This window comes from Runella sp. SP2 (assembly GCF_003711225.1).
Taxonomy (GTDB): Bacteria; Bacteroidota; Bacteroidia; order Cytophagales; family Spirosomataceae; genus Runella.
Map to the genome: position 1 here is coordinate 179,009 of NZ_CP031030.1, position 15,105 is coordinate 194,113.

Genomic DNA, 15,105 nt, shown 5'->3' on the forward strand with positions numbered 1-15,105 from the left:
AAATACGCAGAAGTGAATTCGTGGGGAATGTATTACTTTATTGCTCAAAGTACGAAGCTTGCCAGTGATAAGAAAGCTCATTTTGAGCATTTATCTGGGCGTAGCCTATTTGGTATTTACCTTTGGGAAAATGCGCGTAGGTAATAAAGGTGTTAAAATTCCCGTAATAGTACGGATTACCCATCAGCACCAAACGAAAACTTCGATGGTCATAATGCGATGCTTCCAAGTATATTTTGTTGGTAGATAGGTTCTTAAATACAAAATAATAATCGTTTTGATGGCCGATGGATGACAAATCGCTGGCAAAGCCTCTGAGATGAAGTTCTTTCGCTTGTGGGTCTAATTTGATTTCTAAACTTTGGGTTGAATCAGAGACGGGTAAGGCTTTGAAAGCTGACGTAGGGACTTCGTAAGTCTTGACTTTTTTTGCTTCATTTAGTACCAATTTTGAAGCACCTTCCCAATAGGCAGTATCTCGGTAGATAAACCATTCGTTATTTTGTTGCCAGTTGAACTGACCAGCAGTGAAGTTGCGTTTGTAAAAATCAAAAATGTTGTAAAAACAAAAATAGGAAAGAACCGCAAAGAAAAGTGTCATAGAAGTAACTACAAGAAAGCTTTGTCGCTTAGATTGCAGCCACGGAATAAGATACATGTACGAAACGACCAGCACCACAACCGAATGAACCCGATAACGATTGATGTGCATAAGAATGTCGTCACGATGCACCCGAGCGGTGGTTAATAATAAGCCAGTGAGGATAATAAATGTTAAAACTCCCACAATGAAAATCCGATAACGACTAAGTGTTTTATCCGTATCGGGTGATTTTTGGAGAAAGCTGACAAATACTTTGTAAAGCAAAAATAGATAAAGACAAGTAATCAAAATCCCAGCTACAATAGACCAATAATCATCGGAAGCGAGGTTTTTAGGCCATTGTTCGCTCCAGTTGAGCGCCGAACCTGTAAATACAAAAAAGTTAATGACTACATATAGTGGATGTTCGAGAAGATGTGAAAGTGGGTTGTTGCGGGTTTGGTAATGAACGTAATCCGAAAAATACATCGCCATTACAAGCCCAATTGCACCCATCCAAAAAGCGGTGTCTTTCCATCTTTTTTGCAAACAAAGAAGCAGGAGTCCTACCCCCCAAATGAGCATTCCGTTGCCAAAGGTATAAGTACAAAGAAGGGCGCTACCGATAGCTAACCAAAAATTGACAGGCTTAGAGGTAGAAAGCCAGTGAATGGTGAGAATGGCAAAAAACGCCACTGAATTGTAGGCCAACGTAGCCGCAGGCCATAACACACCATCGAACGAATAAGACGGTTGAAACACAATGAGGGCAGCAGGAAGCAGGAAATGGACAGGTAGGTTGGCCCGACGTAATTGTCGGTAAACAATGTAAAGTATCCCTACCAAAGAAAGATTTCCAATGAGGATAATGAGATAAAAAGAAACGCTACCCGTAAGTAAATACTGACCCAATACCACAAAACGCGTATAAAACAGCCTGTGTTCAACAAACTGAGCCGTTAGCAGGCTCCATTTGTCGTAGAGTGTGTGAGCATTGGTAAGGTAGTTCGTCAAGAAGTGGAGAATCAAATCAAAGTCATCTCCTTGAGGAAGATCCACGGCGAAATACCCAATAAAAATGCCAAAAACAGAGATAATGGCTATCAATGATAGCCACACGTAAAGAGGTTTCATATTACTTCTTTCGCTGTTTCACTAATGTCATTATCTCCTCAGAAGTACGGAACGTCTTAGACCCTTTTTGAATTTTGGTACGAATAAATTTAGGCCGCTTCTTCGTTTCTTCAAAAATCTTGCTGATGTATTCTCCTAAAAATGAGATTCCTAAGAGCGTCAATCCTCCGAAAAGTACAATCAAAATAATGACCGTTGTGAACCCTTGAGGGGTGTCGGGGGCAAAGAAATATTTGGCTAAAATCTGATAGAAAATCCCAAGAATAGACAAGCCCGTGAGCATAAAACCAGCGTAACTCATGAGTTCGAGTGGAGCGAAGCTAAAGGAAAAAATCGCTTTCTTAGCCCACCAAATGTTTTTCCGCCAGTTGTTGGTACTTACCCCAAACATTCGCTCAGGACGAACGTAGTCAACGCCCGTTTGTTTGAACCCAACCCATGCCCGTAAGCCGCGTAAAAACTGTTCGGTTTCAGGTAATGCGACGAGTTCTTTGACAACCTTGCGGTCAATCATCGAGAAGTCGCCTGCATCGCGTGGGATAGGAACGTAGCTTAGGTTTTGGAATACTTTGTAAAACGTTTTATAGAAAAAATGAATATGGGGTTTCATTTCCCGCTGCACGCGCACGCCATAAACGACATCGAAGCCTGTGCTCCATTTTTCATAAAACTGAGGGATAATCTCAGGCGGGTCTTGTAAATCACCGTCCATCAACACCACCGCGTCGCCCGTGGAGATTTCCATGCCGCTCAAAAAGGCAGATTGCGACCCAAAATTACGCGAGTGAGTAATTCCAATCACGTTAGGGTCACGTTGACAAATGGCATTAATAACTTCCTCTTGGTTATCGGGTGAAGCATCGTTGACAAAGATAATTTCGTAACGAACCTTCATTTCATTGAACGTCTTCACCAATCGGTCGTACATAAACGGAATCGCTTGGGCATCTTTGTAACACGCAATGATAGCCGTAATGACGGGGTTTAGCTTAGGGTTTTGGAAAGCAGGAAGTACATTTTCTTCATAGTTACTTGCCACTTGCCAGTCGCGGTACTTGGTCAACCCTTCGCTGAGTGGCGTGTGTGCTTTCCAGCCCAAATCGCGCTCGGCGGCGGTAGGGTCGCCGTACCATTCGGCCAAGTCCCAGCCACGGTTGGGCATACTTCCCCAAACGGGCGCGTCGGTCAGTTGAAAGGCCGTGCGTGTCGTATCGACCAATTCGCGCATGGTCGTTTTTTGACCCGTCCCGATGTTGTACGAATTTCCTGAAATCGACGAATTGACTTTCAACGCGGCGTCAATAAAAGCCTCAACGCAATCGTCCACATAGACAAAATCGCGGCTAATATCGGGCGAAACGAGCGGAGGGTATTTATCTTTACGTGCTTCCTCAATCAAGCGTGGAATTAAGCGATCAGGCTCTTCCCAGGCACCATAAATGGAATAAAGGCGTAAATTAAGTGCTTTTCGTTGGTGAACCTTTGCATAAAACTCAATAAGATAAGCAGCCGAAACTTTTGAAACAGCATAATGACTATTGGGTTTTACGGGGTCAGTTTCTTTGGGTGCCGAGCAGTTGAAACCATACTCAGAACTACTCCCTGCGTGGATATAAACGGTTTCATCGGTACATTTTTCGAGAATATTTACCGTTCCGATGACGTTGGTCTCATAAATGAGATTGACGTTTTTTTGTTTACTGTAAGCTCCGTACGCAGCAAGGTTGAAAATGGTACGCGGCTTGTATTTGTCAAAAATCTCTTCTACCGAATGGTCAGATAAAATATCGCAGTGAACGATGTTTTCAAACGGCACATTCAAAAGCTTTAAGCGCCAAGCTTTGGTGGCATCGTGAGTGAGTGCATACACATCTTGACGCACGCTATAAATGTCTTTGAACAAGTTGGCTCCGATGAAACCACTCGCCCCAAATACAAAAATGGGGCCTTTGAGCTGTTGTATTTTGTCTTTGTACACCAAAACGGTATTAGTTTGTCTGCTCATTGTTTAATTCAACTCTCAATACTTCCTCAATTTCAATCAAAAGCGAAATAGAAGTGTATTTGGAAGCGTTCCATACCAAATCTAAATCAACATTTAGATAATCGTGGATTAATCTATCCCTAAAACCAGCCATTTGTTTCCATTTAATTGAAGGGTATTTTTCCCTCAATTCCATAGAAACGCGCTTGGTAGCTTCTCCCATTACTTCAAACTGCCTAATGCAAGCATCTTGTATCATGCGTTGCTGCATAAACTGTTCAAGACTGACTTCTTCTGTGTATTCAATGATTGTTAGAAGACATCCTTGAATGTGTTCAAGATAGAGTAAATCACTTTTCATAAATGAATACAATATCTTGGTTTATATTTTTTTGAACGCGTTGGTTTGACGACTTTAAAGCATTTTCAGTTACTAAATCCACTTTTGTGTTTAAAAGAACTTCTAAGTCATCCCAAATTTCCATGAATTGAAACAAGTCAATAGGTGTTCCTAGGTTTATTAGTAAGTCTAAATCGCTATTATTTGTATTTTCACCACGAGCCACAGAACCAAATACCCCAATTTTAGTCGGTTTATAGGGCATTAAGTAATTGATGATTGCAGTATTTTGTTCTTGGGTCGTCATGTCAGCTATAATGTCTAATTGCGATTTTGAAGAATCGTAATAATCGTGTCTAGCTTGGTTTCTACGTTTTCGAGCCTGTTTTCTACGTTTTCGAGTCTATTCTCTACATTGTCAAAGCGCTTTTCTAGGGTTTCAAAACGGGCTGTAAGTTCGGCTAACTGGACTTCAAACTCACTTTGTTTGCGCAGTAGGAACTGAATATCATCGCTATTTTGCTGGATTCCTCTTAGGCATAGCTTAACGGCTTCTTCGAGGCGTTTTATTTGTAAAGACAATCGCTCAAGTTTGGCCGAATGTTCTTCTAAAATCGCCGTATGTTCGTCTTGCTTGATGGCAAATTCGGCAATCAAAAGTTCTAATTGGTCAAGGCGTTCACGTTCAGTCATGACAATAAATAGGTTTGTTGTACGTCTGAGACGGCCGTAGCGTACAAATCGTCACTCATCGGCAAGTAGTGCCATTCCATGCGGTTTTCCATGTACGAAACCCCTTTACCTTTAATGGTATGCGCAATAATTACTTTTGGTATCCCATTTTTGCGGGTTTGAAGCGCCGCGATTTGTTCGATTAGTTCGGCAGGATTATGGCCGTTGACTTCGACTACGTCAAAACCAATCGCGCGCCATTTGACGGCATCGGCCGAATCGCCCAAAATTTCGTTGGTATAACCAAAGCCTTGAAGACCGTTGCGATCAATCAGTACAATTAAGTTATCTAATCCTTTTTGGATGGCATAATGCGCTGCTTCCCAAGTGGTTCCTTCGTTGGTTTCTCCATCCGACATCAAAACGAAGGAGATTCCATCATTTTCAGAAAGTTTGTTGGCTTGTGCAATGCCTGTGGCAATAGGAAGCCCGTGACCTAGTGAACCTGTGGCAAACGGAATGCCTGCATGTTTGTTAGGGGCAGGGTGGGCTGGAAGGGTAGTGCCGTCTTGATAAAACGTGTCTAAGATTTCGTCCGAAATTTCACCCAAATGATTCAGCGTCACGTACAAAGCCGCTGCCGCGTGGCCTTTGGACAAAATAAAAGAATCTTGCGGACGCTTGTGATGAACCAACGACCCAATGAGCAAGTCAATACAACTCAACGAGCACCCGATATGGCCCGCATTGGCTTTTTTGTATAGACCCAACACCTTCAAACGAAGTTCGCCGCTGAGTTTTAAATAATCTGTTGCGAGAGCTTGTGTTTCGACCATTAGTATCGTTTTCCTTTCAAGTCAATGAGTTCAATTAGCTGCCCGTCAGCTTTCTTCAATCGTATCTTATTCACGTTGACGGTATCCAACTTTTGCACAAAGATACGGTCTTTTGGTAGATACAGGTTAAAATATTGCGCATCGACCACCGAATATGGCAAATAAGTGCGGTCCATTGGGTTATCAAAATGCGCCATGGGAGCCGGCAAAAATACCGTATCTCCCTTCTGATAAAGCACTTTCGCTTTTTGCGCGGCGGCATAGTGAGGGTTGGGCTCGCGAGGAGTGTTTCGGTAGTTGTATTTTATTGAACGGTCGGCGTAAATTGTTTGAAGTGTTTGTATCACAAAATACAATTGAATACCCAAAATGGCAGAGACAACCCACTTAATCGTCGTTTTTGACTCCCACAATTGCCACAAAACAATACTCGCTAAAATAGTCACGTAAGGAAACGAAAAACCCGAATAGCGCTGCATCAGGCCATAGGTATGACCGCTTCGGACGGCATTAAAAATCAAAAATGCGGTAGGGATAATGCCAATAATAACCAAAAACCAAAGGTAGCTTTTGGCGAAATTTTTTGTTCGCAAAATCAACGTTTGAACAGCCAAATAGGTCATAAACAAAGCCATCGATAGCGACCAAAAACCCAACGTATAGTCTTGGTATAAAGCTGCACTTGCGGCAAGAATGACCACTGAGGCAATGACCAACCATTGAGCAAACGGGTGTTTTTTCTGCGAAAAATGATAAGTAACCATCAGCAATACACCGATGAGCGTTGCTAATATCATGTTTTTTTTGCCTGCCAGATGCTCCGTCAATCCATTCGTAAACACCCATAAATCGCTAAACATGGGGATACTTTTCTGGACTACATTTCCAAAAGTAGCAGGAAGAATAATGCCGTATGGATTATTATACGGTCGGTTGAGCGCACATTCTAAATACACTTTGGTCTGGTGATTGAGGCTAAAAAGCGTGTTTTGCCCGCCACCATAAATAAACCACCACGCTAAAGTTGCAACGGCAAAAGCACCCGAAAAACTGAATGCAATCCAGCTCTTGAGTTTACGGACGCAGCAAAGCACGTACAAACCATGAGCAAGTAATACCGACGCCACTAGAAAATGGGAATACAATCCCAGAAAGGCTGTGATTGCGTAACCAGCATACCATTTTAACGAAGGCTTGTTGGTGTTGTCAGCTTCCAAGGCACGGAGAAATAAGTAGGAAGCCAATAACGTAAGAAAAAACGTGAGGGAATAATTGCGCGCTTGCTGGCTGTAAGCCACAAAAAAAGGCTCAATGGCCGCCAAAGCAGCAGCGGTGAAGGCCAAACGCTCTGATTGAAAAAAGCGGCTGGTGAAAATAAACAATAGCCAGACTGTCAGGACGCTAAACAGGACGGACATCATTCGGGCTGAGAAATCCGAAATCCCGAAAACCTTCATCCAATGATGGAGCAGAAAATAATAAAACGGACTATTGCCAATGTCGCTGCGCGTCATGGCTTCGTAGTAGTCGGGAATTTTCTTTTCGTGCCAAAACTCTTCGTTGGTAAAGACCAATTTCCCTTTGTCAAAAACATCTTTTTGATTGGCTCCGTCAAGCACAATCCCTTGACTCACCACCATCGTTGATTTTTCATCGAAAAAAATACCGTGGGCATCGAGGTGATAAAGCCGTAAGCCAAGCGCCACTACAAGAATGACAAGAAGCAAAAAAGGGCTATAACTACTAGAAGAGGTAGAATGTCGTTGATAGAATGTCATAGTTGATAAATAGGCGCACAAATTTACTGAAAAAGATTTGGAACGAATGCTTTTGAGTTATTTACTTTGCATTTAAAAGTACTTTTAATTTAAAAAAACAAAAGCCATGAAAAATCCAATTATACACTGGTGGATTGCCGTCGCGTTTTTTTCCTATTTATATTACAACCAAGAGCAAGGCTACAATACTGTCGTTTTTACAGTAATATTAACAGCACTGGTTTTACAAACACGCCCTACTCTGAAGACTCAAACAAACTGGTGGAAAAGTGCTGCGTTACAGTTGTTGGCCGCCGTTGGAGTAGCTTGGCACGGGCTTGGTTGGGGAAGTTTTTTGTACGTAATTTCTTTTTTTGTCTTTGTGGGCTTTACAATGGCTCCGCAAAGTACGGTCTTTGGTGCTTGGCTCAATGGGATTTTGAGCTCAATGGTGGTGGAGTTAGTTGGCTCTTTTGCTTCAATCAAGGCCGAAATAAAGGAGCTTTTTGCTCCGCTTCGACAGCATTATGGCCGAATAAAGCCTTCTATTTATCTTATGCCATTGTTGATAACAATCGGTTTTTATGGATTATACTGTTGGGCAAATCCCGCTTTTTGGGTTGATTTTTCGTGGGCAGCCTTTGAGATAGACTTTTGGTTGGTCGGGTTTGTACTGATGGGGTTGATTGGACTTTGTCCTCTTTTCTTTTTTGGAAGTGGCAAGTTGCCATTCACCGAATCGGTTTATCAAGAGAAAGTAGTACGGACAAAAAGCTCCAATCACCGTGCAGGAATCATTGCCCTAAAATACGAAAACCGACAGGGAGTTATCTTGTTTTTTATGCTCAATTTGCTCATTGTGATTTTTCTCCTCTTCAATGTGGCGCAGTTATTGCTTCCAAGTTTGCAGCAAGTCAAAGGGTTTTCGCAACAAGTTCACGAAGGTTTTAATGCCTTATTGGTGAGTATTGTGTCAGCGATGGCCCTGATTGTCTATTACTTTCGGGCTAACCAAAATTTTTATGCTCAAAATCGGCGTTTGTTGCAGTTGGCTTTTGTTTGGATTGTCCTCAACGCCGCCCTTGGGCTTTTTACTTGTTATAAAAACAGTTTGTATGTGGTGGCTTTTGGGTTAACTTTCAAGCGAATCGGTGTATATTTTGCCCTTGTAATGACCTTTGGCGGGCTGGTATTGACTTTCATTAAAATTAAATGGACAAAATCGACCGCCTATTTGGTTCGGCAAACAATGTGGGTGGTTTATCTAACAATTACCTTTTACTGCTTGTTTGACTGGAGTCGCATAATTACGTGGTACAATCTTACGTATGCGCAGGAACTTGACATGGACTATATTCAAACACTTGGGCCTACAAGATTGCCGTTGTTACAAGCCAAAGTTTTAGAAAATGATATTCGATTAGCACACTATAAACACCAAATACAGTCCGAAATTCAGACCCGCAAACAGGTACGGTGGGTCTTTGCTGATTGGCAATCGCGCAATTGGGACGACGAATGGCTCAGAAAAACATTGAAATAATGTTAGTCTTCCTTTGATAAATTACAGTATTTGGATAAGTGTTACTGCTTTTCCATATTTGACAAAAATTTTAAAAACCCAATCGTTTCTATCAGTATGAGTTTTCAAATCAAAGAACAACCCACTGTTTATGACGTCTGTATCGTGGGTTCAGGCGCGGGTGGTGGTATGGCTGCCAAGGTATTGGCGGAATCGGGAGCGAAAGTGGCTTTGCTAGAAGCGGGACCTTGGTATGATCCAGCGGATCCCAAATACATTACCCAGCTTAAAAACCCGTGGGAATCGCCGCGCCGTGGGGCTAGTACGCATCGCCCATTTGGTGATTTTGATGCTGCATGGGGAGGTTGGGAGCTTGAAGGTGAGCCATATACGCGCAAAAGCGGTACACAATTCGACTGGTTCCGTTCGCGGATGCTTGGAGGACGTACCAACCACTGGGGACGGATTTCACTTCGCTTTGGGCCACTAGATTTTAAACGCAAAGATGTGGATGGCTTAGGCGATAACTGGCCAATCGGGTACGATGATGTGAAGCCATATTATGACAAAGTGGATCGTCTTGTGGGGGTTTTTGGGAGTGTAGAAAACATCCCTAACGAACCAGATGGTATCTTTTTACCGCCACCTAAACCACGTTTGCACGAGCTTTTCCTTAAACAAGCGGGTAAAAAAGTTAACATTCCTGTGATTCCGTCGCGTTTGTCGATTTTGACAAAACCGATTAACAATGAGCGGGGACAATGTTTCTACTGTTCACAATGTAGCCGTGGTTGCCAAGCGTATGCCGACTTTTCGTCGTCTTCAGTTTTGGTAAAACCTGCCGTGAAAACAGGAAATGTAACGGTATTTACCAACGCAATGGCGCGTGAAGTAATCACCAACCAAGATGGGATTGCAACGGGTGTATCTTACGTTGACAAGCAGAATTTGCAAGAATACACAGTGCGCGCCAAAATCGTTGTACTAGCGGCTAGTGCTTGTGAATCAGCGCGTTTGTTGATGAACTCTAAATCATCTCGCCACACAAAAGGTTTGGGTAACTCAAGCGGTGTTTTGGGTAAATATCTTCACGATTCAACAGGTGCAGGTCGCAGTGCGTTCTTGCCGCATTTGGTGGATAGAAAGCGCTATAACGAAGATGGCGTAGGAGGTATGCACGTTTACACGCCTTGGTGGCTGAATGATAAAAAACTAGATTTTCCGCGTGGTTACCACATCGAGTACGGTGGCGGTATGGGAATGCCAGGCTATGGTTTCGGTTTTGGTATGGAAAACATGAACGGAAAGTATCCAGGCAAAGATGGTAACAAAAAACCTGCGGGTGGATATGGTCTCTCGTTGAAAGAAGATTATCGTCACTTCTACGGTGCTAACTTCGGTATGGCAGGACGTGGAGAGGCAATTGCTCGCGAAGACAACTACTGCGAAATTGACCCGAACGTTGTCGATAAATACGGCATACCAGTACTTCGATTCAACTACAAGTGGTCGGAGCATGAGATTAAGCAAGCCAAACACATGCAAGATACCTTCGAAGAAATCATCACGGCGATGGGAGGTATTCCAACAGGTCCGAAACCAGGTCCAGAGTCGAATTATGGGTTGGCAGCGCCAGGTCGTATCATTCACGAAGTAGGAACAACTCGTATGGGCGATGACCCATCGAAGTCGGTGACAAACCGTTATAGTCAGTTGCATGACTCGCGCAACGTATTCGTTGTGGATGCAGGTACGTTTGTATCGCAAGCGGATAAAAACCCAACTTGGACAATTCTTGCATTGTCGATGCGGGCTTCTGAATACATCATTGACCAACGTAAAAAAGCAAACCTATGAAACGCAGAGACACGTTAAAAGCGATTTCCCTCGGGACAATTACGGCGACGGTTGTAGGTACAGAAGCAAAGGCTGATGTTCCCAAAAAGCCCGTAGCGCCACTATCATTGTCTGATTTTAAAAATGGTAAAAGTGCGGCAGAACGTGCTCGTGATGCAAAAATCGCGGCTGATACGTTTTTTACTGCGCACGAAAAACAGACCATTGGTGTACTGGCTAACTACATCATCCCTGCCGACGGGCAGCACGGTGGTGCATTGGAAGCCAAAGTGCCTGATTTTATCGAATTCATTGTCAAAGATATGCCTCAGCACCAAACGCCAATGCGAGGTGGGTTGAGCTGGTTGGATACCCAATGTTTGAAGCAGTTTGGAAAAAAGTTTGTGACATGTACCAAAAGTGAACAAACCAAAATGTTAGACCAAATTGCTTATCCTGAACAGGCCAAGCCAGAAATGAGTCAGGGCGTATCTTTCTTTAATTTGATGCGTAACCTAACGGCTACGGGTTATTTTACGACGCAAATTGGATTCAATTACTTAGGCTATGTAGGTAACCGCCCGAACGCTTGGGAGGGAGTTCCTGCGGATGTATTGAAGCAATACGGTTTGAGTTACGACTCTTAGATTATTCGTACATACTTTTGTATTTTTCAATAGCGGGCACAATTTTTGTCCCGCTATTGTGTTATTTTTACGGAATAGACTCAAAAAAATGCAAATTTTGGGAAATAACTACCGTAAAACTCATTCTCTTCTTCGCTTGCTTATACCTTCCAAATGGGGCATTTTGTGTTTGCTTGGGTGGTATGTGGGGCTTGGCAGTACGGCTATTTTTGCCCAACAATTACCCGATAATCAATGCGATAATGTGCTCGGAGTAGGAAGTGGTGACTTTTCTATTTCGAGTGAAATAGGCTGCGCTCCCTTCACAGTTAAGGTGCAAAATACCCAAGCTGGCTCCATCAAAAGCCGTTATATCTACGACTACAAAGGGGGAAATCCGAACGGAACTTCTTACAAACAAGATACCACAAAAAACTTTACCTATACCAAAGCGGGTGTCTATACCATCATGCAACTTTCCGAAAGTGCACAAGGACAAGCACTTCGAGCATGTCGGCAGATTACGATACAAGACGTAACTCCGCCCGATTTTAAGGTGGTGCCTTGTGCCAATGGGAAAGTGACCTTGACCATTACCAACCAAACTACTGCTCCTTATGACGAATACGTGATTGAGTGGGGAGATGGAAATGTCGCTATTATCAATCGGCTTAATCTAACAATTGAGTATCAATATGCTGATGTTACTTCCAAACAAATAACGGTGCTAGGACGTAGCCTCCGAAGCTTGTGTGGTGGAAAAAGTAGCAAAGTGGTTGTGCTAGAAATTGGGGCGAAATTGGCAAAGCTCGATACCCTAGAAATTTTGGATGCGACCACGGCGGAAATAAGGGTCTCAAATCCCAATGCAATTGAGCTAGAATTGTTTCGACAAGAAGGTGCTGGTACGTTTGTAACAACAGGGACGGTTTTTCGGGCCGATGGGGAAAAGGCCAAAGTACTGGTGGACACGACCAAAATTTTCTGCTACAGAGTAAAACCTCGTGCGAGTTGCATTGCGTCCTTGGAATCAAACGTGTTGTGTGTCAATTTCCTGAAAGTGGCGCCTACGCTAGAAGCAAACATCGTCAGTGTTTCTCCCTACCGACGACCTACTGAAGTGTCAAAAATGACGCTGGTACGCAATGGAACAATTTGGTGGAATCCATCAATTACGGAGTTGTACCGAGAAGATAATTCAGGAGATTGCAACAAACAGAGTTGTTATCGCTTACAAATCGATACGCGAAGTGGCACCATACTTTCGAACAAAGTATGCGTGGACGCGCCGCCTGTGTTGTGTGTTTCTTTGGCCAATGTATTCATTCCAGATGCTTTTTCGCCCAATGGGGATGGTATCAACGATCTTTTTGAAATCAAAGCCGACCCAACAGCCGAAGTGCAAGTGGTGGTGTACGACCGCTGGGGCTCTCCGCTGTTTCAGAGCACAGCCAACCAACATTTTTGGAACGGAACGGCTAATGGCCAGCCATTGCCCATTGGACTTTATACTTATGTAGTCAATGTAAAGGACAAGGTGGGGCGAATATTTACCAAACGGGGCGTTGTTTCGCTACTTCGCTGAGTAAAAAATTGTCAAATTGTTCATCAAAAAACGCCACTTGAATGGGCCAATAATAAAAGCAACTGTGTGACAAGTCCAATTCTTCTAAAAGTGGTTTCAGTTTTACCCAATCTTTTTCAGTCGTCAAAATGGGATGATTATCACTAACCTTTACCCATTTTTTCACTTCTTCTTTCGTAAAATCATGGTGGTCGCCCACCGCACTATGTCCCGTAACTTTAAATCTATTTCGTGCTGCTTCTTCAAACAGTTTAGGCTGAGCTATGCCCGAAACGAGCCATAAGGTTGCGTCTGTGGAGAGAGGAGGTTGGTCGTCAAAATAAGGTACGGGAGCCCCATACTCGAAATATGAGAAGAATATGGGCGTGTGAACTAGGGTGTATTGTTGAATTTTTTTCTCAATTTGTCCACGCTCGTGTGGCGTAAGTGTAGGAGGGCATTTTGTCACAACCACGCCTTGGGCGCGTTTAGCTCCTTGCCTACTTTCTCGTAATAATCCAAGGGGAAGTACATAGTCTTGGTAAAAGAGGCGACCATAGTCGGTCAATAAAAGCGAAAGATGAGGCTTAACGGCACGGTGCTGGTAGGCGTCGTCGAGCAACACAAGTTGAGGACAAGGCGATAATTGTTCTATTTTTTTGAGTCCTTCTGCTCTTTTTTCAGCAACAAATACGGGCACGTTGGCACCAAATTTTTTAAAGAGTTGAAGTGGTTCATCGCCAATTTCGGCAGCGGATGAGGACATTTTAGCCTGTAAAAATCCTTTACTTTTACGACCATAACCACGGCTCAGTGTGGCGAGCGTATATCTGTTAGCGAGTAATCGGAGCAGATATTCAATGTGGGGCGTTTTGCCAGTTCCACCTATGGTAAGATTTCCAATACTGATGGTATAGATTGTTGATTGGTATATAGAACAAAATCCTGTGTTGAATATCGCATTACGAACAGTGGTGATAAATTGATACAACAAACTAAAAGGCCACGTTAGCCACCGCAAACCGCTTGGTAAGATTCTTAACATTTTCTTAAACTGACTTTGGCAAAGTAAGGTATTTTTATCTAAATTGTGCGCTTGCTTACCCCAAACAGTTGTTTTAAAATGCCATTACAAGTTCACTATCAGCCACATAAGCTACAGTTTAAATTTGAAGCGGGAACTTCGCGAGGCGTTTTGACCGAGAAAACTTCGTGGTTTGTGAAGATATACGATGATGCAGCACCGTCAATTGTAGGGGTAGGAGAGTGTGGCCCGTTGCCTGGTTTAAGCAGTGATGACCGTTCTGATTTTGAGGATAAATTACAGGAAATATGCCAAAACTTCAATAAGCTCGACCTTGAAATATATTCTTGGAATATACCCATTATTCTTGAGCAACTCGTAGGCAGTCAGTGGCCATCTATCCGTTTTGGGTTTGAATCTGCTATGCTTGATTACCTCAATGGTGGCAAGCGCATTCTCTTCGCCAATCCTTTTGTGGAAGGGCAGCGGTCTATCCCAATCAATGGGCTGGTTTGGATGGGCTCACAGGAGGCGATGCTCAAGCAAGTTGAAGAAAAAATTGCAGCAGGGTTTGATACCATCAAGCTTAAAATTGGAGCCATTGATTTCGACCAGGAGTGCGCTATTCTAACCCATATCAGAACTCATTTTTCTTCCAATGAAATTACGTTACGAGTCGATGCCAACGGGGCTTTTGATGCCTCCAACGTACGAGATAGGCTTAACAAATTGGCAGAATTTGACTTGCACTCCATTGAGCAGCCCATTCGCCCTCGTCAGCAAGAGTTGATGGCGGAATTGTGTGAAACAACACCCGTTCCTATTGCTTTGGACGAAGAACTAATCGGAAATTTTGACTATGCCGCCAAACGCCGATTGCTCAAAAGTATCAAGCCGCAGTACATTATTCTCAAACCTACTTTACTAGGCGGCTTTGAAGCGACGCGTGAGTGGATTGAAACAGCGCAACGTTTGGAAATTGGTTGGTGGATAACTTCGGCGCTGGAGTCTAATGTAGGTCTGAATGCGATTGCTCAATTTACGGCCGAATTTGACAATACACTGCCTCAAGGATTGGGTACTGGTCAACTTTACCACAACAACATCGACAGCCCGCTTCAAATTGAAAAAGGGCAGCTCCTTTATAATACCGCTCTTCACTGGGATTTTGGGGGATTAAATTCTTCCTACCTTTCTTCGGCTACGTAGTCGTCTCAGAACTTTTCT

The 15,105-nt window shown here is 43.3% G+C and carries 13 protein-coding genes; 5 read left to right on the plus strand and 8 right to left on the minus strand.

Features of this window, described 5'->3' with window-relative positions; translation table 11 throughout:
• Positions 1-37: 37 nt before the first annotated feature.
• Genes DTQ70_RS00720 through DTQ70_RS00750 form a run of 7 tightly spaced genes read right to left on the minus strand, consistent with a single transcriptional unit; the run spans position 38 to position 7,327 of the window.
• On the minus strand, positions 38-1,717 hold the full coding sequence (locus tag DTQ70_RS00720) for a hypothetical protein (RefSeq protein WP_122929028.1): 1,680 nt from the start codon (positions 1,715-1,717) through the stop codon (positions 38-40).
• 1 nt (position 1,718) lies between these two features.
• Positions 1,719-3,722, minus strand: coding sequence for an NAD-dependent epimerase/dehydratase family protein (locus tag DTQ70_RS00725; RefSeq protein ID WP_122929029.1), 2,004 nt, complete (start codon positions 3,720-3,722; stop codon positions 1,719-1,721).
• Positions 3,706-4,062: a DUF86 domain-containing protein gene (locus DTQ70_RS00730; protein ID WP_122929030.1), complete on the minus strand. Its 357-nt coding sequence runs from the start codon at positions 4,060-4,062 to the stop codon at positions 3,706-3,708. Before DTQ70_RS00730 ends, DTQ70_RS00725 begins: the two co-directional genes overlap by 17 nt.
• Positions 4,052-4,348 (minus strand): nucleotidyltransferase family protein, encoded by a 297-nt coding sequence (locus tag DTQ70_RS00735; protein ID WP_122929031.1) that lies wholly within the window; start codon positions 4,346-4,348, stop codon positions 4,052-4,054. The genes DTQ70_RS00730 and DTQ70_RS00735 overlap by 11 nt, the downstream gene beginning before the upstream one ends.
• A 14-nt stretch (positions 4,349-4,362) precedes the next feature.
• Positions 4,363-4,734 (minus strand): hypothetical protein, encoded by a 372-nt coding sequence (locus DTQ70_RS00740; RefSeq protein ID WP_122929032.1) that lies wholly within the window; start codon positions 4,732-4,734, stop codon positions 4,363-4,365.
• Positions 4,731-5,549 carry a transketolase gene (locus DTQ70_RS00745; protein WP_122929033.1) on the minus strand — a complete coding sequence of 273 codons (819 nt, stop codon included), beginning with the start codon at positions 5,547-5,549 and terminating at the stop codon, positions 4,731-4,733. The genes DTQ70_RS00740 and DTQ70_RS00745 overlap by 4 nt, the downstream gene beginning before the upstream one ends.
• Positions 5,549-7,327, minus strand: a complete 1,779-nt coding sequence (locus tag DTQ70_RS00750) for a glycosyltransferase family 39 protein (RefSeq protein WP_122929034.1) — start codon at positions 7,325-7,327, stop codon at positions 5,549-5,551. Before DTQ70_RS00750 ends, DTQ70_RS00745 begins: the two co-directional genes overlap by 1 nt.
• A 106-nt stretch (positions 7,328-7,433) precedes the next feature.
• Here DTQ70_RS00750 and DTQ70_RS00755 point away from each other — a divergent pair, with 106 nt between their 5' ends.
• The 4 genes from DTQ70_RS00755 to DTQ70_RS00770 all read left to right on the plus strand — a co-directional run bounded on the left by DTQ70_RS00755 (position 7,434) and on the right by DTQ70_RS00770 (position 12,875).
• Positions 7,434-8,849, plus strand: a complete 1,416-nt coding sequence (locus tag DTQ70_RS00755) for a DUF4173 domain-containing protein (RefSeq protein WP_122929035.1) — start codon at positions 7,434-7,436, stop codon at positions 8,847-8,849.
• Between the two features lie 96 nt (positions 8,850-8,945).
• Positions 8,946-10,685 (plus strand): GMC family oxidoreductase, encoded by a 1,740-nt coding sequence (locus DTQ70_RS00760; protein WP_122929036.1) that lies wholly within the window; start codon positions 8,946-8,948, stop codon positions 10,683-10,685.
• Entirely contained in the window at positions 10,682-11,311 is a 630-nt protein-coding gene (locus DTQ70_RS00765; RefSeq protein ID WP_122929037.1) for a gluconate 2-dehydrogenase subunit 3 family protein, read from the plus strand. The genes DTQ70_RS00760 and DTQ70_RS00765 overlap by 4 nt, the downstream gene beginning before the upstream one ends.
• An 88-nt stretch (positions 11,312-11,399) precedes the next feature.
• On the plus strand, positions 11,400-12,875 hold the full coding sequence (locus tag DTQ70_RS00770; RefSeq protein ID WP_122929038.1) for a gliding motility-associated C-terminal domain-containing protein: 1,476 nt from the start codon (positions 11,400-11,402) through the stop codon (positions 12,873-12,875).
• Here DTQ70_RS00770 and lpxK read toward each other — a convergent pair.
• The gene (gene lpxK, locus DTQ70_RS00775) at positions 12,841-13,899 is read right to left on the minus strand and encodes a tetraacyldisaccharide 4'-kinase (protein WP_122929039.1); all 1,059 of its coding nucleotides are present in this window, start codon (positions 13,897-13,899) and stop codon (positions 12,841-12,843) included. The two genes, DTQ70_RS00770 and lpxK, sit on opposite strands and share 35 nt — an antisense overlap.
• Positions 13,900-13,977: 78 nt before the next feature.
• Here lpxK and DTQ70_RS00780 point away from each other — a divergent pair, with 78 nt between their 5' ends.
• Positions 13,978-15,087 (plus strand): o-succinylbenzoate synthase, encoded by a 1,110-nt coding sequence (locus DTQ70_RS00780; RefSeq protein ID WP_122929040.1) that lies wholly within the window; start codon positions 13,978-13,980, stop codon positions 15,085-15,087.
• Positions 15,088-15,105: the final 18 nt, after the last annotated feature.